Source organism: Streptomyces sp. NPDC037389 (assembly GCF_040636475.1).
Lineage (GTDB): Bacteria > Actinomycetota > Actinomycetes > Streptomycetales > Streptomycetaceae > Streptomyces > Streptomyces hesseae.
The window spans coordinates 306,937-332,352 of the sequence record NZ_JBEZUS010000005.1 but is presented as its reverse complement, the minus strand read 5'-3'; the positions used below and the strand labels follow the sequence as shown (position 1 = coordinate 332,352).

Genomic DNA, 25,416 nt, shown 5'->3' with positions numbered 1-25,416 from the left:
GGCACGCCTCGGGGAGCGCCGCTGAGGCCCCGGCCCGGGCCGAGCAGCTTCGCCACCAGTGCCGGCCCATCCAGGAGGCTGCTCAGCGCAGGTCGGTGCCCTTGCGCTCCTCGCTGACGACGGTGAGGTTGACGCGCTCGAACCGCTCCGGGATCGCGGCGTACGCGGCGTCGAGCACGGAGTGGAAGGCACGGGTGTGCTCCTCCGTCGTCAGCCCTCCGTAGCTGTCGGCGGGCGTGAGCATGGAGACCTCGATGGCGGGCACGGAGAAATCGCCCCGGCCGATGCGGAATGTGCCGCGTGCTTCGTACATGGGGGAGGGAATGCCCTTCGGATGGGCCCTGGGCACGAAGCCCCACACGCTTCCGCGCGTGGGGCTTCGCGAATCACCGGTGTCGGTCGGTAAAGCCGATAAGGCCGATCAGGCCGATCAGGCGGGTCGGGGCCAGTAGTTGGCCTGGACCTCGGCGTAGGTGACCTTGCCGTCGGTGTCGCCGTTGATGACCTCGATGGTCCAGACGACGTGGTTGCCGGGGTCGCAGACGCCGCCGGCGCGGGTCTGGGTGATGTAGGTGTTGCCGGCCGTCGCCAGGGCCTCCTCGATCGGGCCCTCCTTCACGACGTCGCCCTTGGCGTTGACCTCCAGGAAGCGGGTCTGGATGGTGATGCCGGGGGCGATGCCCGCGATGGTGGCGGCGGCGGTGGCGATGTAGTCGGAGTTGCCGGTGATGAAGGCCGGGCCGCCCTTGTCGGGGTGCTGGTCGCCGCCGTCGGAGTACTCGTCGTCGAACGGGATCTGCGTAACGGTGTTGCGCTTCAGGGCAACCTCGGTCTTACGGGCAAGGCTCACGCGCTTGGGCATGTCGAAGTCCTCATCATTCTTGTAGGCGGGGTGGCCGTATCCGTAGATACGGGTGTTGCTGCGGCTGATGCGGCGGCGGTAGACGCCGTCACCGTTCGACGAACCGTCGTCGTTGGTGTTGCCGCCGATGGTGACGATCTCGGAGTCGGTGAACGACTCGACCATCTCGACGTGGTCCTGGCCCTCGGTCCCGTAGAACACGATCGCGCCGACGGAGGGAGTCCGGCTCCACTGGTCGCGAGCCTTGAACCAGGCGACGCCGTTGGGGCAGTAGGCGAACTTCGGGATGATGTCGTCGTTGTCCGTCTTCCATGCGCAGTACGACACGAACATCGCGCACCACGGCTCGTTGTTCATGGGGTACCAACGGCCGAACATGTTGTCGTTGTTCGGGCCTTCCCTGTAGCCGATGTGCTTGGCGGCTTCGTCAAGCAGGGCCTTGGCGGTATTGGCCATTTCTGTGATTGCCCCCTTTCTTTTCTTGGCAGTTGATGGGTGGGAGTGCGGCGTTGAGCGGCGCGGGCGCGTCGGTCGTGTTCGGGGCCACGCAAACGGCCCCCGTCCCTTTTCGGGGACGGGGGCCGTTGTCATGCGGCACGCGGGAGTGGTCGTCGCCGGCCGCTCAACGCGAAGCGGCGGGCCGCGCCCTTGTCGTGGGCGCAGCTCCGCCGCTGCATCTATTGTGAACGAGATCGTGCGCGAGCGCAACAAGTTGTTGCGGAGGGGCGCGCCAGGGTTGGCTACCCGTCTCTGAGGAGACGGTAGACAGGGGCGAAGATCATGAAGCCGATCAGTAGCCAGCCGCCCAGCTGGAGCAGATTCTGGAGCCCGTGCGCGGCTTCTCCGGTCAGCGTCGGCGTATATCCATAGGCGACGCCTGCGAAGGACAGGGCATAGACGGACTGCGCGCCGGGTGACCAGGCGATCTCGTTGAGCGTGTCGTCCTCCGGGCCGAAGGCGAAGCAGAAGACCCACGGAAGCATGACCAGGCCGAACACGGCCGCGATGCCCGTCGACATACCCGCCGTCAGGTTCGCTCTCCACTCCGTGTGTGCCAGGCGTTCGAGCCGGGCGGGTGTTCCGGAGTAGCCACCCAGGGACGGAGAGGTTGGGGACCACAGCACGGTCAGGCGCTCCCCCACGCGCGGTGATTTGCTGGTCCGTATGGGGCCGACGGACAGGCGTGCCGGGCCGCCGGGAATCGAGACCTTCAGCTTGCTGTAGTAGGCGACGACTTGGTCGCGATAGTCGTCGTCGTAGTCCTTGCCGGTGATCTGCGGCGGTTCGGCGATGGTCGCGGTGGCGACCTCGGGACGCGCGTGCTGGAGGCGGGTCGGCAGGCCGTCGTTCTTCGGCAGGGAGATCAGCGTGACGGCTGTCATGGACGCCGAGAGAAGAAGGACGTTCACGGCCAGTTGCCGGAACTTGATCCATCTCTCCGGAGCATCGGGTGTCCCTTGCAGTGCATCCCATGTCCAGGCGTGGTCCCGGTGCCTGCCCTTTTCCAGGGAGACGGCCGTGGCCCACTCCGGGGCCGTACGTCTGCCGTGCCACCGCCGGACCCAGAGCAGCACCGCCCGCGCGATCGCCGATCCGGCCGCCGTCCACACGCAGGCCAGGACGCCGGTGTGAGGAGGCGGCTGGTAGTCGATCCCCAGCGCCCACACGCACGCGGCCGCCGCGGCGGCGAAGGTCAGGCCGGCCAACCCACGGACTGCCCAGGTCAGTAAAACATGCATGAATCCCCCCTTGTAGCGCTAAGTGCATCTATTTCTGATGCACTTAGCGCAAGTGGATCACGAGGGTGGGCGGAGGGGAAAAGTCGTCCCGGGGTCCCTGGGGCGTGCCGCATCATCGGCTCTTCATCGAACCGGCAGCGAGGTCACGTGATGAGGCCGAGGACGATCTGCGCGACTCCGATGCCCGCCAGCCCGATGACGGGTCGCGGTGATATCCGTGGGTGGCGGTCCGCGAGGTACACCTCGCCGGCGCGCTTCGGGTCGTACGAGATGGTGACGGCCCTGCCGACCCCGACGCTCGGTCCCTTCGTGCGCAGGACCGCGAGTTTCCCCTCGTCGGCCACCCGGACCCTCTCAAGGGAGTGCTTGACGATTCCCTTGGGCTCGTCGGCCACGCTCCAGCACACGGCCCTTGTGGTGACCCGCCTCCGGTAGGAGAGCACATCGCCCACCGCCACGCCCGCCGCGATCAGTAACCAGACCGCTCCGCCGACGAACCCGTTCACGTACACATTGATCACGGCCGGGCTCAGCGCCCCAGTCGTACGGTCGCGTCGCGGACCTCGGCTATCCCGGCCTCGACCTCGCGGTACCAGTCCATCACCGTCCGGCCCGGCTGGAGCTCCACGCGGCCCGCGTCCAGTTCGTGGAGGCGGTCGCCGAGGGAGTGGAGGCGGGCCTCCAGGGCGAATCTGCCCTGGGCCGCGGTGCCGGCCCAGGCGAGTTCGGCGGAGGCCGCGGCGAAGGCGGCGTGGGTGCGCTGCTGGATCGGGGCGAGCTTGTCGCGGAGTTCCTGGAGGTTCCGCTGGAGGTCGCCGAGGTTCTCCATGAGGGAGGCCATCGCCTCCATCGCGGGGACGGCCGCGTGGACGTACGCCGAGAAGAACTCGACCGCCGGCTCCATGTCGTCGAAGTCGGCGTGCTCGACGCCGTCGCGCCAGGGGGCGCGCATCTCCTCGTACTCCGCGACCCGGTCCTCGTGCTCGCTCCAGAGCTGTTCGACGCCGGCCAGCTCCGCGCGGACCGACTTCGCCGGGAGGCCGTCGCCCTGGTCGAGCAGTCCCTCGACGCGGTCGCGCGAGGCGCGCAGTCTCTCGTACGAGCCCAGGAGTATCCCGTGAGTGTCGTCCGCCGTCTCCAACAGGCCCGACAGGGACTCGTGGGTCTCCGCCAGCATCCCGTCGTAGGCGCGCTGAGCCCGTCTCCGTCCCCACATGGCTGTCCCCACCCGTCCCCTAAATCCCCTACCGGCCAGTGCGTCGCACACGTCACACTTGGGAGTGATCTTATGTTCGACCGGATGCCCTCCGGGAGATATCACGAGGTCCGGTACTGAGGGGACGAGGTGTCAGACCGTCGGGATAGATTAATGGGCGATCACGCACACTCCTGGCCATCTCGCGACAGATGCTCAGGAGGTGTTACGGAAGGGCACATGAGTCGGCGGAAAGCACCTGGGGGTGGCATGAGCGAGCAAATCGTGGTCTGCGGGGGGACCACGTGGTGAGCGCGCGCAGTGATCTGCTCACGGACGTCGTGGCCGCCACCGTCGAGGTCGCCGCCGAGTCGGGGCAGTCGGGGCTCTTCACCGACGAGGTCGCCCGGGCGCTGACCGCCGTCGTCGGCAAGATAGCCGGGAAGGCCGTCGAGGAAGCCGAGGTCAGTGGCTTCGTCAACGGCTGGCAGGAGGCCATCGAGACCGTGGGGCAGAAGCGCAAGGACGCCACCGGCGCTCAGGTGTACCGCATCGGTTCGTACGACATGACCGACGTCTGACAGAGGGACGGTCAGCATGCCTGTGCCCCGCGGCTCTTCGGAGCCGCGGGGCACAGGCATGTATATGGAGGGGCGCCTCTTTATACGGGGTACCTCTTTATACGGGGGATCCCTCGCGCCCCTCGCGTCGTTCGTGCGCCCGGCGCGTGGCGCGCTCCGCCGTGAAGACGTCCTCCAGACGGAACAGGTTCGCCCTGCCCCGGCGGCCCGCCGGGGTCAGATGCCCCAGCTGGACCCACTTGCGGATGGTGTCCGGCACCACCGCCACCTCCTCGGCGGCCAGCCGCGCCGTCACAAGAGTCGTCGAAGTCGTCGTCATCGGTTCGAGCCCTCCTCGTATCCGTCCTCGTCGTCCTGCGCCGCGGCCATCTCCGCCAGGTCGCCCTCCGTCGCCTCCGCCAGCCGCGGCCACTCGGCGCGTACCCACGAGTGCCGGTGGCCCCGGTCCGTACGGCAGGCGCAGGCCGGGTCCGCGCAGCGGCAGCCGGGGTTGACGCAGAGGACCGTCTCGCGGTGCGGGAAGACGCGCAGGGAGACGGAGTCGCAGTGCGGGCAGCGGCCGCGTACGCGTACGGGCGTCTCGGCGTCGCCCAGCGCGAGGGAGCAGCGCCGCACCATCCGGCGGGCCTCGGTCCGTATGTGCTCGGCGAGCACCGGGTCGGGGCGCTCGGCGATGTCGTCCAGCAGGACGATCATGCGGATCAGCCGCTCCTCCACGCCGGCGCGTCGCGGCCGGGGGAGGCGCAGCTTCTCGCAGACCGCCTCCTCCAGCTCCACCACTCCGTCGGTGATGTCACGGATGGTGTCGGAGATGAACAGGCGGATGGGTGCCGACGGGGCCGTACGGGTGGCGCGGCCGCCGGTCGAGGGGCGGGCGGTGCGGCTGGGGGCGAGCTCCCGGCCCAGCTCGGGGAACTGGCGGAGCAGGATGTCCAGCCATACGGCCGCGGCCGCGCGGTCGGGACGGCTCGCGGTGGTCGTGGGCGCGGTGGTCATGACAGCTCCTCCGGGTACGGGACGAGTGAGGTGGTGAGGCCCGCCTCCGAAGCCGGCTCCTCGGGGATCCGGGCCTCCTTGCCGTTGCGCCACAGGCGGCCCCCGCACACCCCGTCGAACCAGTTCTCCCGCGGCGCCACGGCCTCCAGGCAGTAGCGGGGCACGGGGCAGCCGGCGCAGGCCCGCAGGGCGGGGAGGGCGTCCTTGGGGCGGCGGGCGAAGACCGCCTTGTCCGGGAGGCCGACGCAGGCGGCGTGGGAGCGCCAGTCGACGGGGCGGCGGGCGGCGGTGGGGTGGGGATAGGCGGTGACGGGGGCGCGGAGCGCGGATTCGGGCATGGGCGGGTTCGGGCCCCTCTCGGGCGCGGGCAGGCGGTGCGGTGCTGCGGAGCCGTGAAGCCGCTGGGCTGCGGGACGGGCGATGCGGGAGACCCGGCCCGGGCCCGTGAACAGGCGGGCGGGCAGCAAGCAGGGAGGCAGGGATGCGGGGAGTGCGGGGCAGGGCGAAGCAGCGGTGCGGTGCGGGTGCGGTGCGGGTGCGGTGCGTGCGTGGTAGGAGGTGCCACCGTGAACACGGTGCGTCATGTTGCGGTGGCGCAATCAACAGTAGACAGAGTGCGTGCGCGAGCGCAACAAATACCGATCATGTGTTCCGGCCCACATGCCGGACGCCCCGTAAACCCACTGGCCAGTAGGGAAAAGCCGGAATTTGCCACAGCGGGGTAGCGGGGTTGCGCTCGCGCGCATCATTCTGTTTATTGCGTGCGCGATCGGACGGTAGGGTCTGTGGCGCGGAGGGAGTGCGGAGGGAGCAGTGTGATGGGCGAAAAAGGCTCGGATATGGAGCGTTTCGCGGGCTGGGTCGAAGGCCTGATGCGAGAACGCGGCTATGACATCGACAGCCCGCGCGGCGGAGGCAGGTCACGGCTGGCGGAGGACGCCGGTGTGCACCGCGCGGCGGTCACCCGGCTGCTGCAGCGGCAGAGCCTGCCCGACCTGGAGACCATGCGCGCCCTGGCGCGTGTGCTCGGGGTCTCGTTGCGGGACATGCTGATTCAGTCCGGCAAGGTGACGGCGGAGGACCTGCCGCTGCCGGGCGCGGGGCGTACGGGTGCCGGTGAGGGCGTCCGGGGCCGGGAGGGCGACGGCCGGGTGACCCCGGCGGAGGCCGCGGAGATGCTCGGCGTGCCCGACAGTCACCGTCGGCAGTTCGTCGAGATGGCGGAGATGATCCTCTCGGTCAGCGGGGCCCGTACGGAGGGCACGCTGAGCGCCCATCGGGGTGTATCGGCCGGCCTCTAGGACCCGCCGGGAGGGGGCCCGGCGGGGCCTGGGCGGCCACCCTGATCTGCGACATATGCAGCACATCGGGGTGTCCTCCGCGTGTGCATTTGTTTTGACCGCAGCCCATGCTGTAGGTACGCTCTGACCTTGTGCCTGGGGTGTCCCTGGGCTCTCGCGCGTGCCTTCAGACCGTGTGAGAGGCCCGGAGCCGGACGGATCCAAGCGGCCGGGAACACCGAAATCTGTGCTGATTCCACCCTCCGGTGGAGTGTGCAGGGTTCGACACGCCCGACCGCGTGGGTCGGCGGTGACACCCGGGTTAGTTTTATCGAGATCACAGAAACCGGAGAAACGGTGCCTACGATCCAGCAGCTGGTCCGGAAGGGCCGGCAGGACAAGGTCGAGAAGAACAAGACGCCCGCACTCGAGGGTTCGCCCCAGCGTCGTGGCGTCTGCACGCGTGTGTTCACGACCACCCCGAAGAAGCCGAACTCGGCGCTCCGTAAGGTCGCGCGTGTGCGCCTGACCTCCGGCATCGAGGTCACCGCTTACATTCCGGGTGAGGGCCACAACCTGCAGGAGCACTCCATCGTGCTCGTCCGCGGTGGCCGTGTGAAGGACCTGCCGGGTGTTCGCTACAAGATCATCCGCGGTTCCCTCGACACGCAGGGCGTCAAGAACCGTAAGCAGGCTCGCAGCCGCTACGGCGCCAAGAAGGAGAAGTAAGAATGCCTCGTAAGGGCCCCGCCCCGAAGCGCCCGGTCATCATCGACCCGGTTTACGGCTCCCCCCTGGTGACGTCGCTGATCAACAAGATCCTCCTGCACGGCAAGCGCTCCACCGCCGAGCGCATCGTGTACGGCGCCATGGAGGGTCTGCGCGAGAAGACCGGTAACGACCCGGTCATCACCCTCAAGCGCGCCCTCGAGAACGTCAAGCCGGCGCTCGAGGTCAAGTCCCGCCGTGTCGGTGGCGCCACCTACCAGGTGCCGGTCGAGGTCCGTCCGGGCCGCTCCTCCACCCTGGCGCTGCGCTGGCTGGTCGGTTACTCCCGCGCTCGTCGCGAGAAGACCATGACCGAGCGCCTCATGAACGAGCTGCTGGACGCCTCGAACGGTCTCGGCGCCTCGGTCAAGAAGCGCGAGGACACGCACAAGATGGCCGAGTCCAACAAGGCCTTCGCGCACTACCGCTGGTAGTCGCTACCCACATCGAGACCGAGAGAAGACTGAGCCATATGGCCACCACTTCGCTTGACCTGGCCAAGGTCCGCAACATCGGGATCATGGCCCACATCGACGCGGGCAAGACGACCACCACCGAGCGGATCCTGTTCTACACCGGTGTCTCTTACAAGATCGGTGAGGTCCACGATGGCGCTGCCACCATGGACTGGATGGAGCAGGAGCAGGAGCGCGGCATCACGATCACGTCTGCCGCGACGACCTGCCACTGGCCGCTGAACGACGTCGACCACACGATCAACATCATCGACACGCCGGGCCACGTCGACTTCACCGTCGAGGTGGAGCGTTCGCTGCGCGTCCTCGACGGTGCCGTGACGGTGTTCGACGGCGTCGCCGGTGTTGAGCCGCAGTCCGAGACCGTTTGGCGTCAGGCGGACCGCTACGGCGTGCCGCGCATCTGCTTCGTCAACAAGCTCGACCGCACCGGCGCCGAGTTCCACCGTTGCGTCGACATGATCGTCGACCGCCTCGGTGCGGTGCCGCTGGTCATGCAGCTGCCGATCGGTGCCGAGGCCGACTTCAAGGGCGTGGTCGACCTCGTCCAGATGAAGGCGCTGGTCTGGTCCGCCGAGGCCGCCAAGGGCGAGATGTACGACGTCGTCGACATCCCGGCCACGCACACCGAGGCTGCCGAGGAATGGCGCGGCAAGCTCCTTGAGGGCGTTGCCGAGCACGACGACGCCATGATGGAGCTTTTCCTCGAGGGCCAGGAGCCCACCGAGGAGCAGCTGATGGCGGCCATCCGCCGCATCACGCTGGCCTCCCGTGGCAGCGCCGACTCCGTCACCGTCACCCCGGTGTTCTGTGGCACCGCGTTCAAGAACAAGGGCGTTCAGCCCCTGCTCGACGCGGTCGTGCGCTACCTGCCGTCGCCGCTGGACATCGAGGCTGTTGAGGGCCACGCCGTCAACAACCCCGACGAGGTCGTCAAGCGCAAGCCGTCCGACGACGAGCCGTTCGCGGGTCTTGCGTTCAAGATCATGAGCGACCCGCACCTCGGCAAGCTCACCTTCGTCCGGGTTTACTCGGGCCGCATGGAGACCGGCACCCAGGTGCAGAACTCCGTGAAGGGCAAGAAGGAGCGCATCGGCAAGATCTACCGGATGCACGCGAACAAGCGTGAGGAGATCGAGTCGGTGGGTGCCGGTGACATCGTCGCCGTCATGGGTCTGAAGCAGACCACCACCGGTGAGACCCTCTGCGACGCGTCGAAGCCGGTCATCCTCGAGTCCATGGACTTCCCGGCCCCGGTGATCCAGGTCGCCATCGAGCCGAAGTCCAAGGGCGACCAGGAGAAGCTGGGTGTCGCCATCCAGCGTCTCGCCGAGGAGGACCCGTCCTTCCAGGTCCACACGGACGAGGAGACGGGCCAGACCATCATCGCGGGTATGGGCGAGCTGCACCTCGACGTGCTGGTCGACCGTATGCGCCGTGAGTTCCGCGTCGAGGCGAACGTCGGCAAGCCGCAGGTCGCGTACCGCGAGACGATCCGCAAGGCCGTCGAGCGTATCGACTACACGCACAAGAAGCAGACTGGTGGTTCCGGCCAGTTCGCCAAGGTGCAGATGGCCATCGAGCCCCTCGAGGGCGATGGCTACGAGTTCGAGAACAAGGTCACCGGTGGCCGTATCCCGCGGGAGTACATCCCGTCCGTGGACGCGGGTTGCCAGGAGGCCATGGAGTTCGGCGTGCTGGCCGGCTACCCGCTGACCGGCGTGAAGGTGACGCTGCTCGACGGCGCCTACCACGACGTCGACTCGTCCGAACTCGCCTTCAAGATCGCCGGTTCCATGGCGTTCAAGGAGGGTGCTCGCAAGGCGTCCCCGGCTCTTCTCGAGCCGATGATGTCCGTCGAGGTCACCACCCCCGAGGACTACATGGGTGACGTCATCGGCGACATCAACTCCCGCCGTGGCCAGATTCAGGCCATGGAGGACCGTCACGGCGCCAAGCTCGTCAAGGGCCTGGTTCCGCTGTCGGAGATGTTCGGCTACGTCGGAGACCTCCGCAGCAAGACCTCGGGTCGCGCAAGCTACTCGATGCAGTTCGACTCCTACGCCGAGGTTCCGCGGAACGTCGCCGAGGAGATCATCGCGAAGGCCAAGGGCGAGTAACCCACTCCCGTCTCTACGGGCGTGATACACGCTTTAGGCTTGACACCGGCTGTCGGGGCATTCCGCCACAAATCATGGCGGTCTGCCCCGGCGGGCGGCTTCCCAGCAAAGATCCCTGGCGCCGACCCAATCCAGGCGTACAGAACCACTCCACAGGAGGACCCCAGTGGCGAAGGCGAAGTTCGAGCGGACTAAGCCGCACGTCAACATCGGCACCATCGGTCACGTCGACCACGGTAAGACCACTCTTACCGCGGCGATCACCAAGGTGCTGCACGACGCGTACCCGGACCTGAACCCCTTCACGCCTTTCGACGAGATCGACAAGGCCCCGGAGGAGCGTCAGCGCGGTATTACCATCTCCATCGCGCACGTCGAGTACCAGACTGAGGCGCGTCACTACGCCCACGTCGACTGCCCGGGTCACGCGGACTACATCAAGAACATGATCACCGGTGCCGCCCAGATGGACGGCGCGATCCTCGTGGTCGCCGCGACCGACGGTCCGATGCCGCAGACCAAGGAGCACGTGCTCCTGGCCCGCCAGTCCGGCGTTCCGTACATCGTTGTCGCCCTGAACAAGGCCGACATGGTGGACGACGAGGAGATCCTGGAGCTCGTCGAGCTCGAGGTCCGTGAGCTCCTCTCCGAGTACGAGTTCGACGGCGACAACGCTCCGGTTGTCCGCGTCTCCGCGCTGAAGGCGCTGGAGGGCGACAAGGAGTGGGGCGAGAAGCTCCTCGGCCTGATGGCCCAGGTTGACGAGCACATCCCGCAGCCCGAGCGTGACGTCGACAAGCCGTTCCTGATGCCGATCGAGGACGTCTTCACGATCACCGGTCGTGGCACCGTCGTCACCGGTCGTATCGAGCGCGGTGTCCTCAAGGTCAACGAGACCGTCGACATCGTCGGCATCAAGACCGAGAAGACGACCACGACGGTCACCGGTATCGAGATGTTCCGCAAGCTGCTCGACGAGGGCCAGGCCGGTGAGAACGTCGGTCTGCTGCTCCGCGGCATCAAGCGCGAGGACGTCGAGCGCGGCCAGTGCATCATCAAGCCGGGTTCGGTCACCCCGCACACCGAGTTTGAGGCCACGGCCTACATCCTCTCGAAGGACGAGGGTGGCCGTCACACCCCGTTCTTCAACAACTACCGTCCGCAGTTCTACTTCCGTACGACTGACGTGACCGGTGTTGTGACCCTCAAGGAGGGCACGGAGATGGTCATGCCCGGCGACAACGCCGAGATGACCGTTTCCCTGATCCAGCCCGTCGCCATGGAGGAGGGCCTGCGCTTCACCATCCGTGAGGGCGGCCGCACCGTCGGCGCCGGCCAGGTCACCAAGATCAACAAGTAAGTCCACTTGCTTGAAGGTCTGACCTGACGGTCGACGAGAGGGCCCGCACACCGCGAGGTGTGCGGGCCCTCTCGTGTTTCCGGGGCCGGGGCTTTCCGGGGCCGGGACCGGGCTAGGACGCGTACGGGAGGATCTGCCGCAGCAGCCCCTTGGGGTGGCCGCGGCGCCGCCACTCACGGGGGTAGCCGATGGAGACCTCCTCGAAGCGCACCCCCTCGTACCAGGTGGTCCGGGGGATGTGGAGATGGCCGTAGACCACCGCCGCGACGTTGTAGCGGGTGTGCCAGCCGGCCGTGAGCTCCGTGCCGCACCACTGGGCGAACTCCGGGTACGTCAGGACGTCCGTGGGCCGGCGGTCCAGCGGCCAGTGGTTGACCAGCACCAGCGGCAGCTCCGGGTCGTGGGCGGCCAGCCGGGCCTCGGTGGCCGCGACCCGGGCCCGGCACCAGTCGTCGATGCCCCGGTGGGGCTCGGGGTGCAGCAGGTACTCGTCCGTGCACACGATGCCCGTCTCATGGGCCTGGGCCAGGGACTCCTCCTTGGTGGCGGCCGTGGGGGTGCGGAAGGTGTAGTCGTAGAGCGTGAACAGCGGGGCGACCGCCACCGGGCCGCCCTGGCCCTCCCAGACGGGCCAGGGGTCCTCGGGCGTGCTGATGCCGAGGCTCCGGCAGAGCTCGACCAGGTGGGCGTAGCGGGCCTCGCCGCGCAGCTCGACGGGGTCGCCCGTCGGTGTCCACAGCTCGTGGTTGCCCGGGGACCAGATGACCTTGGGGAAGTTGCGGGCCAAGAGCCGCAGGGTGCGTTCTACATCGTCGAAGCGTTCGGCGACGTCACCGGCCACGATCAGCCAGTCCTCGTCGGTGGTGGGGCGCAGTGACTCGGCGATGGCCACGTTGTCGGCCATGCCGGTGTGCAGGTCGCTGACGGCGAGGAGCCGGCGACCCGCGCTGGGCGTTATTGGCTGCTGCATGGATCTACGGTAGGCGGCTACCTTCCGGGGCCGGGGGACAGGGAGACCAGGCGGTTGCCGTTGAGCAGGTCCCGGCCCAGGACGCTGAGGGTGTGGTAGGCCCGGCCGCCCGTGCGATGGGTGGTGATCAGCCCGGATTCGCGCAGCACGGTGGCGTGGTGGCTGGCGGTGGCCATGGCGATTCCCACCCGGCGGGCCAGCTCGCTGGTGGTGCAGCCGCGGGCGGTGGCCTCCAGCACTTCGGCCCGGGTGTGGCCGAGGAGGGCGGCCAGCGGTGGCTCGGCGCCCTCGCGCCGGCCGCCCCGGAGCTCGCCCAGCCAGGCGGGGTCGTGGACGATCGGGTAGACGAGCACGGGTGGCAGCTCCGGATCGCGGAGCACGGTGGGGGCGCGCCAGCAAAAGAAGGAGGGCACGAGCCGAAGCCCGCGCCCCTCAAGAAAGACGTCCTCGCCCGTGCCCGCTACGAGCACCTCCAGTACCGGTGGGCTCCAGCGCACCTGTGGATGAATGCTGGAGAGCAGTTGTTCGACTCCGCTGCGCAGGAGGGCCTGGGAGCGGGTGGCCCGGTCGGCGGCGATGTGCTCCCGCACCTTGGCCAGATATGGCCGCACCGCCGTGTCGTGGAAGGCCGTGAGGCCTTCGCCCAGGGCCTTGACGGCCTCGGTCCGGCCCTCGGCGAGGTGGCGGACGAAATGGAGGTCGCGGCGGTCGGGGGCGAGCAGCTCCAGATCGCGGCGGAGCGTCGCCCGGGGGAGCGAGAGCATGGCGTCGAGGCCGGTGGCGAGGCCGTCGGTGGCCTCGGGAGGGGTGAGGAAGTCGGGGGAGTAGCCGCGGGGCGGGGCCAGGGCGAGGACGCGCCGCATCGGATCGGTGATCCGGCCCCGGACCAGCTGGCGCCAGCCGTCGAAGATCAGCGGCCCCTGGCCCGTCTGGACCATATGGGCGGCCAGCAGGGTCTCCCACAGCAGATCGGGCTCGGCGTCCAGCCGTACGCGGCCCAGGTCGACCCCGGTGAAGTGAATGCGCACCCCTTGCCTCTGCCCCTTCTCGCGCGGGTTGAACGTGCGCGGGGGCCGGGAGACCGTTGAGGGCGGTCTCCTCGGCCACGCGTACGAGGAGGGGTCAGACGCCCGAGCCGGGGGCCGGGCGCCAGACCCAGGGGGTGGCGTCGGGGCCGAGGCCCACGGCGCACGCCCGGTGGCCGGAGTCGGTGACGAGCCCGGAGGCGCCCACCGGGGTGATGCCCCGGGGCGCGCGGACGGGCCCGCCGCCGGCCTCGGCGTCCACGAGCTGTATCTCGCCGCTGAGGGCGCGGCCCAGCACCATCAGGGAGTCCCGGCCGCCCCGGCGGGGGACGGTGCAGGCGGCGAGCGGGCCGTAGCCGCTGAAGGAGCGCAGCCCGGAGCCGCCGGTCCGCTCGGCGCCCGTGCCGTCCCGGCCCAGGCCGTAGCCGACGGGCTCGGCGGCGGTCGGGGTGCGGTAGACGACGGTGAGCGCGCCGTCCGCGCCGAGGGCGGCGCCCATCTGGTTGCCGCCGGGGCCGGGCAGGCCGTGCAGCGGCATGACGCGGACGGGCTTGCCGGGGGCTTCCTGGCCCCAGTGGTGGACGGTGTCCCGGCCGATGCCGAAGACATGGACACGGCCCTGCCGGTCGAGGGCGGCGGAGAGGCCCTCCTGGATCTCCTGGCCGTGGAGGCTCTGCCACTTGCCCCAGGTGCCGTCGGGCTCGCGCACCCGGCTGGAGAGGCCCTTGCCGGCGTTGCGGACGAAGAGGTGGACCCGGCCGTCCGGGGTGGCGACGGCGGCGGGCACGCCGACGCGGCGGCCGCGCTCGGCCTTGTGCTCGGGGTTGCCGAGGCTCTTCCAGGCGTTGAAGGCGCCGCCCGGGCTGTGCTGCTCCAGGACGGTGATCTCGCGGGCGTTGCCGCGGCCCTGGCCCTCCAGGGAGGAGAAGCGCAGGGCGAACAGCAGCCGGTGCCCCTTGACGTCCTTGACCGAGGCCACGGCGGGGGCCAGCGGGCCGCCGCCGAGGCCCGCAGGGGCGCCCCAGCGGCCGCTGCCGGGGGAGGTCTCCTGCCAGCGCACGGCCTGGAGGCCGAGCACGCCGTAGGCCTCCAGGCGCCCCGAGCGGTCGCTGTCGGCGACGGCGGTGGGGCCGGGGTAGCGGTAGTGGGTGGAGCGGATCCAGCCCTTGCGGTTCTTCAGGGGGCGCTCGCCGCCCTGGCCGTAGTCGCCGCAGCCGCCCTGGTTGCCGCAGGCCCAGCCGGGGTCGCCGCCGTAGGCCGCGATGAGGCGGTACTTCTCGTCCACGATCTCGGAGGGGAGATTGTAGGGCCAGCGCTGGTTGTAGTAGCCGCGGAAGGCGAGGGTGGTGAAGCGCGGCGGGTGGCCCTCGTGCCGGGTGTGCCGGGAGACCCACTGGGCCAGCGCCTTCCAGGTGAAGAGCGCGGTGGGGGTGTGGTCCCGGTGGTCCGAGCACGCCCCGTAGTCGTTGTCCTTGGGGTGGGTGGCGTCGTGGACCTGGTAGTCGGGGTCGGGGTCCATGGTGTGGACGACGGTGGGCCGGTACTTCTCCATGATCGCGGCCAGTACGTCCACCAGGGTCTGGTGGTGGTAGGTGGAGACGGAGCGGCACGGGGAGCCGGTGGCCACCAGGGTCTGCATCACCGCGTACGGCCGGTCCCACAGCAGGGGGAGCCGGGTCTCGCCGGCGGAGAACATGGCGATGTTGAGGAAGATCAGCCGGACCGTGCGGCGGCCCTCGCCGAGCTCGTTGACCTCGGCGCGGCAACCACCCGGAAGGTCCATGACGGACTTCTTCCATGGAGTGAATTTGTCCCTGCCGATCAGCTCGGCGTAGGCCTGGCGCAGGCCCTGGTGGCGGGCGGAGGAGTAGGCGGCCTTGTCGGGCCTGCGCTTGGGCACGCCCTCGATCCAGTTCTGCCCCACGGACTCGCCGGCGGTCACATAGACGGAGACCACGGGGGCGCCGGCCTCGATCATGTGCCGGGCGTCGGGGTTCATGAAGTACAGGTCGTCGTCGGGGTGGGCCATGACCTGGAGGAGCAGCGCGTCCCCGCCGCCGCTGAACGATCCCGTGCCGCCGGGGACGGCGGACTGGAGGGCGTCGGGGGAGGGGGCGACCCGGCTGGAGCCGCCGCTGCTGCAACCGGTGGCCGCGGCGGCCGTGGTCACGGCGATACCGGTGAGTACGGATCGCCGTGTGAGCCCCTTGCGCTGTGACACGTTCAACTAGGTGACTCCGTCCCGTCGTCCGGCGCGCCGTCCCCGACCGTGCCCCGGCGTGATACGTGAAAGGGGACGATCTGGCTTCCCAGGAGGTTGCCCGGGGCCCGACAAAGCATCCCGCCGGGCGACGCCGGACACGCTCGGTGGACGGCCCGGGCGTTTCGCGACCATAGTGTCCTGTATGTCGGCGGGGTGGTTTGACAAGTCCGCCGCTCGGGGTACCGTCTTCAGCTTCGATTGGCGCCTCTTCGCGACCGTATGGCACACTGTTCAGGTTGCTCGGTTGAGTGCCGATGCTGTGCGCCTCCCGCCGGGAGGACTGGAAGCGAGTCCCGCAGTACTCGTCGTCCCTTATGAGGGGCGGAAGTACGGGAATCTTCCGGGAAGTGTCAGCGGGGTACCGACCAGGCGCTCGGTGGGTGTTCTTCCCCCACAAACCCCTTGAGCAGGGAATCCCCTTTGGGGATTTTGCTGGAAGGGGCGCGACACGCCCGACCGCGTGGGTCGGAGGGTGGAGTGTGGAGGAGCAGCTTCCGGAGTAATCCGGGGGCAGCCGGCCGAGTTCCAGAGCGTACGAGAGACAGGACTACTGAGTAGCCATGGCGGGACAGAAGATCCGCATCCGGCTCAAGGCCTACGACCACGAGGTCATCGACTCCTCGGCGAAGAAGATCGTCGAGACGGTGACCCGCACTGGTGCGTCGGTCGCGGGCCCGGTGCCGCTGCCCACTGAGAAGAACGTGTACTGCGTCATCAAGTCGCCGCACAAGTACAAGGACTCGCGCGAGCACTTCGAGATGCGCACGCACAAGCGCCTCATCGACATTCTCGACCCCACGCCGAAGACGGTTGACTCGCTCATGCGCCTCGACCTGCCGGCGGGCGTCGACATCGAGATCAAGCTCTGAGGTGACGCGCGAGATGGCTAAGAACATTAAGGGCGTCCTGGGCGAGAAGCTCGGCATGACCCAGGTCTGGGACGAGAACAACCGGGTCGTCCCGGTGACCGTCGTCAAGGCCGGGCCCTGTGTCGTCACCCAGGTCCGCACCAACGACCGCGACGGCTACGAGTCGGTCCAGATCGCCTTCGGCGAGATCGACCCGCGCAAGGTGAACAAGCCCCTCAAGGGCCACTTTGCCAACGCCGACGTCACCCCGCGCCGCCACCTGGTGGAGCTGCGTACCGCTGACGCCAGCGAGTACACGCTCGGCCAGGAGATCACCGCTGCCGTGTTCGAGTCGGGCGTCAAGGTTGACGTCACCGGCAAGAGCAAGGGCAAGGGCTTCGCCGGTGTCATGAAGCGTCACAACTTCAAGGGCCTCGGCGCCGGTCACGGCACCCAGCGCAAGCACCGCTCCCCCGGTTCCATCGGTGGCTGCGCCACCCCGGGCCGCGTGTTCAAGGGCCTCCGCATGGCGGGCCGCATGGGCAACGAGCGGGTCACCACCCAGAACCTGACCGTCCACGCCGTTGACGCGGAGAAGGGCCTGCTCCTGATCAAGGGCGCGGTTCCTGGTCCGAACGGCGGCCTCGTCCTGGTCCGTACCGCGGCCAAGGGGGCCTGAGGTAACGATGAGCACCATTGACATCCTTTCGCCGGCGGGCGACAAGGCCGGGACCGTCGAGCTCCCCGCGGAGATCTTCGACGCCAAGGTCAGCATCCCGCTGATCCACCAGGTCGTCGTCGCGCAGCTGGCCGCTGCCCGTCAGGGCACGCACAAGACCAAGACTCGTGGCGAGGTCCGAGGCGGTGGCCGCAAGCCTTACCGTCAGAAGGGCACCGGTCGCGCCCGCCAGGGTTCGACCCGCGCGCCGCAGTTCGCCGGTGGTGGCGTCGTGCACGGTCCCGTGCCGCGTGACTACTCGCAGCGGACCCCGAAGAAGATGAAGGTCGCCGCCCTGCGCGGTGCCCTCTCCGACCGGGCGCGTCACTCCCGCATCCACGTCGTCTCCGGCGTGGTCGAGGGCACGGCTTCCACCAAGGCCGCCAAGTCGCTGTTCGGCAAGATCTCGGAGCGCAAGAACCTGCTCCTGGTCGTCGACCGTGCCGACGAGGCCGCGTGGCTGTCCGCCCGCAACCTGCCCCAGGTTCACATCCTGGAGCCGGGCCAGCTGAACACGTACGACGTGCTCGTCTCCGACGACGTGGTCTTCACCCAGGCCGCCTTCGAGTCCTTCGTGTCTGGCCCCAAGGCCGTTGAGACCGAAGGGAGCGAGGCCTGATGACTGAGGCCGTCGTCACCAGCAAGACGTTCTCGGACCCGCGCGACCTCCTGGTCAAGCCGGTTGTCTCCGAGAAGAGCTACGCGCTGCTGGACGAGAACAAGTACACGTTCATCGTCGACCCGCGCGCCAACAAGACCCAGATCAAGCAGGCCGTCGAGGCGGTCTTCTCGGTCAAGGTCACCGGGGTCAACACGATCAACCGTCAGGGTAAGCGCAAGCGCACCAAGACCGGTTTCGGCAAGCGCGCCAACACCAAGCGCGCCATCGTGACCCTCGCCGAGGGCGACCGTATCGACATCTTCGGCGGCCCGGCCTCCTAACGGAGTCCGAGTCGTCCGGAATCGGACGAGGACTGAGAAATGGGTATCCGCAAGTACAAGCCGACGACCCCGGGCCGTCGTGGCTCCAGCGTCGCCGACTTTGTCGAGATCACGCGGTCCACGCCGGAGAAGTCGCTGGTCCGCCCGCTGCACAGCAAGGGCGGCCGTAACAACGCCGGTCGTGTGACCGTTCGCCACCAGGGTGGTGGCCACAAGCGCGCCTACCGCGTGATCGACTTCCGTCGTCACGACAAGGACGGCGTGCCGGCCAAGGTCGCTCACATCGAGTACGACCCGAACCGCACCGCGCGCATCGCGCTGCTCCACTACGTGGACGGCGAGAAGCGCTACATCATCGCTCCCCGCGGCCTCGGCCAGGGTGACCGGATCGAGAACGGCCCCGGGGCCGACATCAAGCCGGGCAACAACCTGCCGCTGCGCAACATCCCGGTCGGTACGACCATCCACGCCATCGAGCTGCGTCCCGGTGGCGGCGCGAAGATCGCCCGCTCCGCCGGTTCCTCCGTGCAGCTGCTGGCGAAGGAGGGCACGATGGCCCACCTTCGTATGCCGTCCGGTGAGATCCGCCTGGTCGACGTCCGCTGCCGCGCCACTGTCGGCGAGGTCGGCAACGCCGAGCAGTCGAACATCAACTGGGGCAAGGCCGGCCGTATGCGCTGGAAGGGCGTTCGCCCGACCGTCCGCGGTGTCGCGATGAACCCGGTCGACCACCCGCACGGTGGTGGTGAGGGTAAGACCTCCGGTGGTCGCCACCCGGTCTCCCCGTGGGGTCAGAAGGAGGGTCGTACTCGTTCTCCCAAGAAGGCGAGCAACAAGTACATCGTCCGCCGCCGCAAGACGAACAAGAAGCGCTAGGAGCGGGTTTAGATGCCGCGTAGTCTCAAGAAGGGACCCTTCGTCGACGGACACCTCATGAAGAAGGTGGACGTACAGAACGAAGCCGGTACCAAGAACGTCATCAAGACCTGGTCCCGTCGCTCCATGATCGTGCCGGCCATGCTCGGCCACACGCTCGCGGTGCACAACGGCAAGACGCACGTCCCGGTGTTCGTCACCGAGTCGATGGTCGGCCACAAGCTCGGCGAGTTCTCGCCGACCCGCACCTTCCGCGGCCACGTCAAGGACGACCGCAAGTCGAAGCGCCGCTAAAGGCGGGGTGTGAACGACTATGACTGACACCGAAGGGACAACCATGGAAGCCAGGGCCCAGGCGCGGTACATCCGCGTCACGCCCATGAAGGCCCGCCGCGTGGTGGACCTCATCCGTGGCATGGATGCCACGGAGGCTCAGGCGGTCCTGCGTTTCGCCCCGCAGGCCGCGAGCGTGCCGGTGGGCAAGGTGCTTGACAGCGCCATTGCCAACGCCGCGCACAACTACGACCACACGGACGCTTCGTCGCTGTACATCAGCGAGGCGTTCGTGGACGAGGGCCCGACCCTGAAGCGGTTCCGTCCGCGTGCCCAGGGCCGTGCCTACCGGATCCGCAAGCGGACCAGCCACATCACCGTGGTCGTCAGCAGCAAGGAAGGAACCCGGTAATGGGCCAGAAGGTTAACCCGCACGGGTTCCGCCTCGGCATCACCACGGACTTCAAGTCCCGCTGGTACGCCGACAAGCTGTACAAGGACTACGTCAAGGAAGACGTTGCCATTCGTCGCATGATGACGAAGGGCATGGAGCGCGCCGGTATCTCGAAGGTTGAGATCGAGCGCACCCGCGACCGCGTCCGCGTTGACATCCACACCGCCCGCCCGGGCATCGTCATCGGCCGCCGTGGCGCCGAGGCCGACCGCATCCGTGGCGAGCTGGAGAAGCTGACCGGCAAGCAGGTCCAGCTGAACATCCTCGAGGTCAAGAACCCCGAGGTGGACGCTCAGCTGGTGGCCCAGGCCGTCGCCGAGCAGCTGTCCTCCCGCGTCTCCTTCCGTCGCGCCATGCGTAAGAGCATGCAGTCGACGATGAAGGCCGGCGCCAAGGGCATCAAGATCCAGTGCGGTGGCCGTCTCGGCGGCGCCGAGATGTCCCGCTCGGAGTTCTACCGCGAGGGCCGTGTGCCCCTGCACACGCTCCGCGCGAACGTCGACTACGGCTTCTTCGAGGCCAAGACCACCTTCGGCCGCATCGGCGTGAAGGTCTGGATCTACAAGGGCGACGTGAAGAACATCGCCGAGGTCCGCGCCGAGAACGCTGCCGCGCGTGCGGGCAACCGCCCGTCCCGTGGTGGCGCTCAGGACCGCCCGGCCCGTGGTGGCCGTGGTGGCGAGCGCGGTGGCCGCGGCCGCAAGCCGCAGCAGAACGCCGCTGCCGAGGCCCCCAAGGCCGAGGCCGCTGCCGCTGCTCCGGCTGAGTCCACCGGAACGGAGGCCTGACCGACATGCTGATCCCTCGCAGGGTCAAGCACCGCAAGCAGCACCACCCGAAGCGCAACGGTATGGCCAAGGGCGGCACCGAGCTCGCTTTCGGTGAGTACGGCATCCAGGCCATGACCCCGGCCTACGTGACGAACCGGCAGATCGAGTCCGCTCGTATCGCCATGACCCGTCACATCAAGCGTGGCGGCAAGGTGTGGATCAACATCTACCCGGACCGTCCGCTGACGAAGAAGCCGGCCGAGACCCGCATGGGTTCCGGTAAGGGTTCGCCGGAGTGGTGGATCGCGAACGTCAAGCCCGGTCGGGTGATGTTCGAGCTGTCTTTCCCGAACGAAAAGGTCGCTCGTGAGGCGCTGACCCGCGCCGCCCACAAGCTTCCGATGAAGTGCCGCATTGTTCGGCGCGAGGCAGGTGAGTCGTGATGGCCGCTGGTATCAAGGCGACCGAGCTGCGTGAGCTGAACGACGAGGACCTCGTCGCGAAGCTCCGTGAGGCCAAGGAAGAGCTGTTCAACCTCCGCTTCCAGGCGGCGACCGGGCAGCTCGAGAACCACGGTCGGCTCAAGTCCGTCCGTAAGGACATCGCCCGGATCTACACCCTGATGCGCGAGCGTGAGCTGGGCATCGAGACGGTGGAGAGCGCCTGATGAGCGAGAAGAATGTGACTGAGACGAACGAGCGCGGCTTCCGCAAGACCCGCGAGGGTCTCGTCGTCAGCGACAAGATGGACAAGACTGTCGTCGTCGCCGTCGAGGACCGTGTCAAGCACGCGCTGTACGGCAAGGTCATCCGCCGTACGAACAAGCTCAAGGCGCACGACGAGCAGAACGCTGCCGGCGTCGGCGACCGCGTCCTCCTGATGGAGACGCGTCCGCTGTCGGCGACCAAGCGCTGGCGCGTCGTCGAGATCCTCGAGAAGGCCAAGTAGGTAATTCCCGCAAGGGAATTCCAAGTAATGAAGTCTGAGGGAATCTCCCTCGGATAAGTTCCGCCAGGCTCGGCAGGGGCTCCTCGGAGCCCCTGCCGGGAACCGGCAGACGATCAGGAGATAGACGTGATCCAGCAGGAGTCGCGACTTCGGGTCGCCGACAACACTGGTGCCAAGGAGATCCTTTGCATCCGTGTTCTCGGTGGCTCGGGTCGCCGCTACGCGGGCATCGGTGACGTCATCGTCGCCACCGTCAAGGACGCGATCCCCGGCGGCAACGTGAAGAAGGGTGACGTCGTCAAGGCCGTCATCGTTCGCACCGTCAAGGAGCGCCGCCGTCCGGATGGCTCGTACATCCGTTTCGACGAGAACGCCGCTGTCGTTCTCAAGAACGACGGTGACCCCCGCGGCACCCGTATCTTCGGCCCCGTGGGCCGAGAGCTGCGCGAGAAGAAGTTCATGAAGATCGTCTCGCTCGCGCCGGAGGTGCTGTAACCGATGAAGATCAAGAAGGGCGACCTGGTCCAGGTCATCACCGGTAAGGACAAGGGCAAGCAGGGCAAGGTCGTCGTGGCCATGCCCAGCGAGAACCGCGTTCTTGTCGAGGGTGTCAACCGGGTCAAGAAGCACACCAAGGCCGGCCAGACCGCTCGCGGTTCGCAGACCGGTGGCATTGTCACGACCGAGGCCCCGATCCACGTGAGCAACGTTCAGCTCGTCGTGGAGAAGGACGGCAAGAAGGTCGTCACGCGCGTCGGCTACCGCTTCGATGAGAACGGCAACAAGATCCGCGTTGCCAAGCGGACGGGTGAGGACATCTGATGGCTACCACTCCGCGTCTCAAGACGAAGTACCGCGAGGAAATCTCGGGCAAGCTGCGTGAGGAGTTCTCCTACGAGAACGTCATGCAGGTTCCCGGCCTCACCAAGATCGTGGTCAACATGGGTGTGGGCGACGCCGCCCGCGACTCCAAGCTGATCGATGGCGCCATCCGCGACCTCACCACGATCACGGGCCAGAAGCCCGCCGTCACCAAGGCTCGCAAGTCCATCGCGCAGTTCAAGCTGCGTGAGGGCCAGCCGATCGGCGCCCACGTCACCCTCCGTGGTGACCGCATGTGGGAGTTCCTGGACCGCACCCTGTCGCTCGCGCTCCCGCGCATCCGCGACTTCCGTGGTCTGTCCCCGAAGCAGTTCGACGGTCGGGGCAACTACACCTTCGGTCTCACGGAGCAGGTCATGTTCCACGAGATCGACCAGGACAAGATCGACCGCGTCCGGGGTATGGACATCACCGTGGTCACCACGGCGACCAACGACGACGAGGGCCGCGCCCTCCTCCGTCACCTCGGCTTCCCCTTCAAGGAGGCGTGACCGAGATGGCGAAGAAGTCTCTGATCGCGAAGGCCGCGCGCAAGCCGAAGTTCGCGGTTCGCGCGTACACCCGCTGCAACCGCTGCGGCCGTCCGCACTCCGTTTACCGCAAGTTCGGCCTCTGCCGCGTGTGCCTTCGTGAGATGGCTCACCGTGGCGAGCTGCCGGGCGTGACCAAGAGCTCCTGGTAACAACCCACTTGGGTTGACCAGGGCTCTCGGTAAGCATCAAGGATGGCGGGGCCCAGCCACTCACTCGCGTAGAGTTGAAGGGTTGGGCGCCCGCCGCCCATGACCGTCTTACTACGCCGTAGGTCCCCGCGCCGCACCCGTCCCGACACCAGTTCGGGGAGAGGGATGGCGCAGATAGGAAACCACGGCGAGAGAGGCCGAAGGCCAAACATGACCATGACCGATCCGATCGCAGACATGCTGACCCGTCTGCGGAACGCGAACTCGGCTTACCACGACACCGTGGCTATGCCCCACAGCAAGATCAAGGCGCACATCGCCGAGATCCTGCAGCAGGAGGGCTACATCGCCGGCTGGAAGGTCGAGGACGCCGAGGTCGGCAAGTCCCTCGTCCTGGACCTGAAGTTCGGTCCGAACCGTGAGCGCTCCATCGCGGGCATCAAGCGGATCTCGAAGCCGGGCCTCCGGGTCTACGCAAAGTCCACCAACCTGCCGAAGGTCCTCGGCGGCCTGGGCGTGGCGATCATCTCCACGTCCCACGGTCTCCTGACCGGCCAGCAGGCCAGCAAGAAGGGCGTGGGTGGGGAAGTCCTCGCCTACGTCTGGTAATCGGGAACGGAGGAATAGCTAATGTCGCGTATTGGCAAGCTGCCCATCCAGGTTCCCGCTGGTGTGGACGTCACCATCGATGGCCGTGACGTGCAGGTGAAGGGCCCCAAGGGCGCCCTGAACATCTCTCTGTCCGCCCCCATCGAGATCGTCAAGGGCGAGGACGGCACCCTTCAGGTGACCCGTCCCAACGACGAGCGTCAGAACAAGGCCCTCCACGGCCTGTCCCGCACGCTGGTGGCGAACATGATCACCGGCGTGACCCAGGGCTACGTGAAGAAGCTCGAGATCAGCGGTGTCGGTTACCGCGTTGTCGCCAAGGGCTCCAACCTGGAGTTCTCCCTCGGCTACAGCCACCCGATCCTGATCGAGGCCCCCGAAGGCATCACCTTCAAGGTTGAGGCTCCGACCAGGTTCTCGGTCGAGGGCATCGACAAGCAGAAGGTCGGCGAGGTCGCCGCGAAGATCCGCAAGCTGCGGAAGCCCGACCCGTACAAGGCCAAGGGCGTCAAGTACGAGGGCGAAGTCATCCGCCGCAAGGTCGGAAAGGCGGGTAAGTAAGCCATGGCATACGGTGTGAAGATCGCCAAGGGCGACGCGTACAAGCGCGCCGCCAAGGCCCGCCGCCACATCCGCATCCGGAAGAACATTTCGGGTACGGCCGAGCGCCCGCGCCTCGTCGTGACGCGTTCCAACCGCGGTATCACCGCTCAGGTCATCGACGACATCAAGGGTCACACCCTGGCGTCGGCGTCGCACCTGGACGCGTCGATCCGTGGTGGCGAGGGCGACAAGGGCGCCCAGGCCAAGAAGGTCGGCGCCCTGGTTGCCGAGCGTGCCAAGGCCGCCGGTGTCGAGGCCGTCGTGTTCGACCGCGGTGGCAACCAGTACGCCGGGCGCATTGCCGCTCTGGCGGACGCCGCCCGCGAAGCCGGGCTGAAGTTCTAAGCCCCGGTTCCGGAGCTAGCGGACGTAACAGAGAGAGGTAATTCCAATGGCTGGACCCCAGCGCCGCGGAAGCGGTGCCGGTGGCGGCGAGCGGCGGGACCGGAAGGGCCGTGACGGTGGCGCTGCCGCCGAGAAGACCGCATACGTTGAGCGCGTAGTCGCGATCAACCGCGTCGCCAAGGTTGTCAAGGGTGGTCGCCGCTTCAGCTTCACCGCGCTGGTCGTGGTGGGCGACGGTGACGGCACGGTCGGTGTCGGTTACGGCAAGGCCAAGGAAGTTCCGGCTGCCATCGCCAAGGGCGTGGAAGAGGCCAAGAAGAACTTCTTCAAGGTCCCCCGTATCCAGGGCACCGTCCCGCACCCGATCACGGGCGAGAAGGCGGCCGGTGTCGTCCTGCTCAAGCCTGCTTCCCCCGGTACCGGTGTTATCGCCGGTGGCCCGGTGCGAGCGGTGCTCGAGTGTGCCGGCATCCACGACATCCTGTCGAAGTCGCTCGGTTCTTCGAACCCGATCAACATCGTGCACGCCACGGTGGAGGCCCTCAAGGGACTGTCCCGTCCCGAGGAGATCGCCGCCCGTCGTGGTCTGCCGCTGGAGGACGTCGCCCCCGCCGCACTGCTGCGGGCGCGTGCAGGGGCGGGTGCGTAATGGCTCGCCTCAAGGTCACGCAGGTCAAGTCCTACATCGGCAGCAAGCAGAACCACCGCGACACCCTGCGTTCGCTCGGGCTCAAGCGCCTGAACGACGTGGTTGTCAAGGAGGACCGCCCCGAGATCCGCGGCATGGTGCAGACCGTCCGCCACCTCGTGACGGTCGAGGAGGTCGACTGA

At 67.9% G+C, this 25,416-nt stretch carries 37 protein-coding genes; 26 read left to right on the top strand and 11 right to left on the bottom strand.

All coding sequences use genetic code 11. The features are described 5' to 3' along the window. Nucleotides 1-82 precede the first annotated feature (82 nt). The 5 genes from AB0E98_RS13720 to AB0E98_RS13700 all read right to left on the bottom strand — a co-directional run bounded on the left by AB0E98_RS13720 (nt 83) and on the right by AB0E98_RS13700 (nt 3,817). On the bottom strand, nt 83-313 hold the full coding sequence (locus tag AB0E98_RS13720) for a hypothetical protein (RefSeq protein ID WP_361701913.1): 231 nt from the start codon (nt 311-313) through the stop codon (nt 83-85). Between the two features lie 117 nt (nt 314-430). Next, nucleotides 431-1,318: a CHAP domain-containing protein gene (locus tag AB0E98_RS13715; protein ID WP_361701912.1), complete on the bottom strand. Its 888-nt coding sequence runs from the start codon at nt 1,316-1,318 to the stop codon at nt 431-433. A gap of 284 nt (nt 1,319-1,602) precedes the next feature. Beyond that, nucleotides 1,603-2,601, bottom strand: a complete 999-nt coding sequence (locus tag AB0E98_RS13710) for a hypothetical protein (protein ID WP_361701910.1) — start codon at nt 2,599-2,601, stop codon at nt 1,603-1,605. Nucleotides 2,602-2,744: 143 nt separating this feature from the next. Continuing rightward, nucleotides 2,745-3,107 carry a hypothetical protein gene (locus AB0E98_RS13705; RefSeq protein ID WP_361701909.1) on the bottom strand — a complete coding sequence of 121 codons (363 nt, stop codon included), beginning with the start codon at nt 3,105-3,107 and terminating at the stop codon, nt 2,745-2,747. A 23-nt stretch (nt 3,108-3,130) separates the two neighbouring features. Then, nucleotides 3,131-3,817, bottom strand: a complete 687-nt coding sequence (locus AB0E98_RS13700) for a hypothetical protein (RefSeq protein WP_361701907.1) — start codon at nt 3,815-3,817, stop codon at nt 3,131-3,133. A 287-nt stretch (nt 3,818-4,104) separates the two neighbouring features. On the opposite strand from AB0E98_RS13700, the gene AB0E98_RS13695 reads away from it, so the two are divergent. Beyond that, a complete protein-coding gene (locus tag AB0E98_RS13695; protein WP_361701905.1) occupies nt 4,105-4,377 on the top strand; it encodes a hypothetical protein in 273 nt (90 codons plus the stop codon). 97 nt (nt 4,378-4,474) lie between these two features. Here AB0E98_RS13695 and AB0E98_RS13690 read toward each other — a convergent pair whose 3' ends face one another. From AB0E98_RS13690 to AB0E98_RS13680, 3 genes are read right to left on the bottom strand one after another with little or no spacing between them, the layout of a single operon-like run. After that, complete coding sequence (locus AB0E98_RS13690; RefSeq protein WP_361701903.1) at nt 4,475-4,696, bottom strand: hypothetical protein; 222 nt, start codon at nt 4,694-4,696, stop codon at nt 4,475-4,477. Beyond that, nucleotides 4,693-5,373: a hypothetical protein gene (locus AB0E98_RS13685; protein WP_361701902.1), complete on the bottom strand. Its 681-nt coding sequence runs from the start codon at nt 5,371-5,373 to the stop codon at nt 4,693-4,695. The genes AB0E98_RS13690 and AB0E98_RS13685 overlap by 4 nt, the downstream gene beginning before the upstream one ends. Beyond that, nucleotides 5,370-5,711 carry a WhiB family transcriptional regulator gene (locus AB0E98_RS13680; RefSeq protein WP_361701901.1) on the bottom strand — a complete coding sequence of 114 codons (342 nt, stop codon included), beginning with the start codon at nt 5,709-5,711 and terminating at the stop codon, nt 5,370-5,372. Before AB0E98_RS13680 ends, AB0E98_RS13685 begins: the two co-directional genes overlap by 4 nt. A gap of 480 nt (nt 5,712-6,191) precedes the next feature. On the opposite strand from AB0E98_RS13680, the gene AB0E98_RS13675 reads away from it, so the two are divergent. The 5 genes from AB0E98_RS13675 to tuf all read left to right on the top strand — a co-directional run bounded on the left by AB0E98_RS13675 (nt 6,192) and on the right by tuf (nt 11,377). Further along, entirely contained in the window at nt 6,192-6,674 is a 483-nt protein-coding gene (locus AB0E98_RS13675) for a helix-turn-helix transcriptional regulator (RefSeq protein ID WP_361701900.1), read from the top strand. Between the two features lie 336 nt (nt 6,675-7,010). Then, nucleotides 7,011-7,382: a 30S ribosomal protein S12 gene (gene rpsL / locus AB0E98_RS13670; protein ID WP_003948652.1), complete on the top strand. Its 372-nt coding sequence runs from the start codon at nt 7,011-7,013 to the stop codon at nt 7,380-7,382. A gap of 2 nt (nt 7,383-7,384) precedes the next feature. Beyond that, nucleotides 7,385-7,855 (top strand): 30S ribosomal protein S7, encoded by a 471-nt coding sequence (gene rpsG, locus AB0E98_RS13665; protein ID WP_361701898.1) that lies wholly within the window; start codon nt 7,385-7,387, stop codon nt 7,853-7,855. 38 nt (nt 7,856-7,893) lie between these two features. Further along, nucleotides 7,894-10,017: an elongation factor G gene (gene fusA / locus AB0E98_RS13660; protein WP_361701896.1), complete on the top strand. Its 2,124-nt coding sequence runs from the start codon at nt 7,894-7,896 to the stop codon at nt 10,015-10,017. Nucleotides 10,018-10,183: 166 nt separating this feature from the next. Continuing rightward, the gene (gene tuf / locus AB0E98_RS13655) at nt 10,184-11,377 is read left to right on the top strand and encodes an elongation factor Tu (protein WP_361701895.1); all 1,194 of its coding nucleotides are present in this window, start codon (nt 10,184-10,186) and stop codon (nt 11,375-11,377) included. 112 nt (nt 11,378-11,489) lie between these two features. Here tuf and AB0E98_RS13650 read toward each other — a convergent pair whose 3' ends face one another. The 3 genes from AB0E98_RS13650 to AB0E98_RS13640 all read right to left on the bottom strand — a co-directional run bounded on the left by AB0E98_RS13650 (nt 11,490) and on the right by AB0E98_RS13640 (nt 15,593). Then, nucleotides 11,490-12,347 (bottom strand): metallophosphoesterase, encoded by an 858-nt coding sequence (locus AB0E98_RS13650; RefSeq protein WP_361701894.1) that lies wholly within the window; start codon nt 12,345-12,347, stop codon nt 11,490-11,492. Nucleotides 12,348-12,364: 17 nt separating this feature from the next. Next, the gene (locus tag AB0E98_RS13645; protein ID WP_361701893.1) at nt 12,365-13,375 is read right to left on the bottom strand and encodes a winged helix-turn-helix domain-containing protein; all 1,011 of its coding nucleotides are present in this window, start codon (nt 13,373-13,375) and stop codon (nt 12,365-12,367) included. A 94-nt stretch (nt 13,376-13,469) separates the two neighbouring features. Then, the gene (locus tag AB0E98_RS13640) at nt 13,470-15,593 is read right to left on the bottom strand and encodes a PIG-L family deacetylase (protein ID WP_361702125.1); all 2,124 of its coding nucleotides are present in this window, start codon (nt 15,591-15,593) and stop codon (nt 13,470-13,472) included. 602 nt (nt 15,594-16,195) lie between these two features. Between AB0E98_RS13640 and rpsJ the strand changes: the two genes are divergently transcribed. From rpsJ to rpmD, 20 genes are all read left to right on the top strand, one after another. Further along, the gene (gene rpsJ, locus AB0E98_RS13635; RefSeq protein ID WP_003948644.1) at nt 16,196-16,504 is read left to right on the top strand and encodes a 30S ribosomal protein S10; all 309 of its coding nucleotides are present in this window, start codon (nt 16,196-16,198) and stop codon (nt 16,502-16,504) included. Between the two features lie 13 nt (nt 16,505-16,517). Then, nucleotides 16,518-17,162, top strand: coding sequence for a 50S ribosomal protein L3 (rplC, locus tag AB0E98_RS13630; protein WP_311608940.1), 645 nt, complete (start codon nt 16,518-16,520; stop codon nt 17,160-17,162). Nucleotides 17,163-17,169: 7 nt separating this feature from the next. Further along, nucleotides 17,170-17,820: a 50S ribosomal protein L4 gene (gene rplD / locus AB0E98_RS13625; RefSeq protein ID WP_361701891.1), complete on the top strand. Its 651-nt coding sequence runs from the start codon at nt 17,170-17,172 to the stop codon at nt 17,818-17,820. After that, nucleotides 17,820-18,143 carry a 50S ribosomal protein L23 gene (gene rplW, locus AB0E98_RS13620; RefSeq protein ID WP_361701889.1) on the top strand — a complete coding sequence of 108 codons (324 nt, stop codon included), beginning with the start codon at nt 17,820-17,822 and terminating at the stop codon, nt 18,141-18,143. Before rplD ends, rplW begins: the two co-directional genes overlap by 1 nt. 39 nt (nt 18,144-18,182) lie before the next feature. Continuing rightward, nucleotides 18,183-19,019: a 50S ribosomal protein L2 gene (gene rplB, locus AB0E98_RS13615; protein ID WP_004950440.1), complete on the top strand. Its 837-nt coding sequence runs from the start codon at nt 18,183-18,185 to the stop codon at nt 19,017-19,019. A gap of 12 nt (nt 19,020-19,031) precedes the next feature. Further along, nucleotides 19,032-19,313: a 30S ribosomal protein S19 gene (rpsS, locus tag AB0E98_RS13610; RefSeq protein WP_126914687.1), complete on the top strand. Its 282-nt coding sequence runs from the start codon at nt 19,032-19,034 to the stop codon at nt 19,311-19,313. Between the two features lie 43 nt (nt 19,314-19,356). Continuing rightward, a complete protein-coding gene (gene rplV / locus AB0E98_RS13605; protein ID WP_031012097.1) occupies nt 19,357-19,704 on the top strand; it encodes a 50S ribosomal protein L22 in 348 nt (115 codons plus the stop codon). Beyond that, nucleotides 19,704-20,534, top strand: a complete 831-nt coding sequence (rpsC, locus tag AB0E98_RS13600) for a 30S ribosomal protein S3 (protein WP_095580665.1) — start codon at nt 19,704-19,706, stop codon at nt 20,532-20,534. Before rplV ends, rpsC begins: the two co-directional genes overlap by 1 nt. 5 nt (nt 20,535-20,539) lie before the next feature. Continuing rightward, a complete protein-coding gene (rplP, locus tag AB0E98_RS13595; RefSeq protein ID WP_311608935.1) occupies nt 20,540-20,959 on the top strand; it encodes a 50S ribosomal protein L16 in 420 nt (139 codons plus the stop codon). Further along, a complete protein-coding gene (rpmC, locus tag AB0E98_RS13590) occupies nt 20,959-21,183 on the top strand; it encodes a 50S ribosomal protein L29 (RefSeq protein WP_030368408.1) in 225 nt (74 codons plus the stop codon). The genes rplP and rpmC overlap by 1 nt, the downstream gene beginning before the upstream one ends. Next, nucleotides 21,183-21,464, top strand: a complete 282-nt coding sequence (rpsQ, locus tag AB0E98_RS13585; protein WP_019888756.1) for a 30S ribosomal protein S17 — start codon at nt 21,183-21,185, stop codon at nt 21,462-21,464. Before rpmC ends, rpsQ begins: the two co-directional genes overlap by 1 nt. 126 nt (nt 21,465-21,590) lie before the next feature. Next, the gene (rplN, locus tag AB0E98_RS13580) at nt 21,591-21,959 is read left to right on the top strand and encodes a 50S ribosomal protein L14 (protein ID WP_099199421.1); all 369 of its coding nucleotides are present in this window, start codon (nt 21,591-21,593) and stop codon (nt 21,957-21,959) included. 3 nt (nt 21,960-21,962) lie between these two features. After that, entirely contained in the window at nt 21,963-22,286 is a 324-nt protein-coding gene (rplX, locus tag AB0E98_RS13575) for a 50S ribosomal protein L24 (RefSeq protein ID WP_361701887.1), read from the top strand. Further along, on the top strand, nt 22,286-22,837 hold the full coding sequence (gene rplE, locus AB0E98_RS13570) for a 50S ribosomal protein L5 (protein WP_311608930.1): 552 nt from the start codon (nt 22,286-22,288) through the stop codon (nt 22,835-22,837). The genes rplX and rplE overlap by 1 nt, the downstream gene beginning before the upstream one ends. A gap of 5 nt (nt 22,838-22,842) precedes the next feature. Then, a complete protein-coding gene (locus AB0E98_RS13565) occupies nt 22,843-23,028 on the top strand; it encodes a type Z 30S ribosomal protein S14 (RefSeq protein ID WP_071964550.1) in 186 nt (61 codons plus the stop codon). Between the two features lie 210 nt (nt 23,029-23,238). After that, nucleotides 23,239-23,637 (top strand): 30S ribosomal protein S8, encoded by a 399-nt coding sequence (gene rpsH, locus AB0E98_RS13560; RefSeq protein WP_311608928.1) that lies wholly within the window; start codon nt 23,239-23,241, stop codon nt 23,635-23,637. Between the two features lie 21 nt (nt 23,638-23,658). Next, nucleotides 23,659-24,198 (top strand): 50S ribosomal protein L6, encoded by a 540-nt coding sequence (rplF, locus tag AB0E98_RS13555; RefSeq protein ID WP_361701886.1) that lies wholly within the window; start codon nt 23,659-23,661, stop codon nt 24,196-24,198. 3 nt (nt 24,199-24,201) lie between these two features. Continuing rightward, on the top strand, nt 24,202-24,585 hold the full coding sequence (rplR, locus tag AB0E98_RS13550; protein WP_311608926.1) for a 50S ribosomal protein L18: 384 nt from the start codon (nt 24,202-24,204) through the stop codon (nt 24,583-24,585). Between the two features lie 46 nt (nt 24,586-24,631). Continuing rightward, a complete protein-coding gene (gene rpsE, locus AB0E98_RS13545) occupies nt 24,632-25,234 on the top strand; it encodes a 30S ribosomal protein S5 (protein ID WP_311608925.1) in 603 nt (200 codons plus the stop codon). Continuing rightward, nucleotides 25,234-25,416, top strand: coding sequence for a 50S ribosomal protein L30 (gene rpmD / locus AB0E98_RS13540; protein ID WP_087927574.1), 183 nt, complete (start codon nt 25,234-25,236; stop codon nt 25,414-25,416). Before rpsE ends, rpmD begins: the two co-directional genes overlap by 1 nt.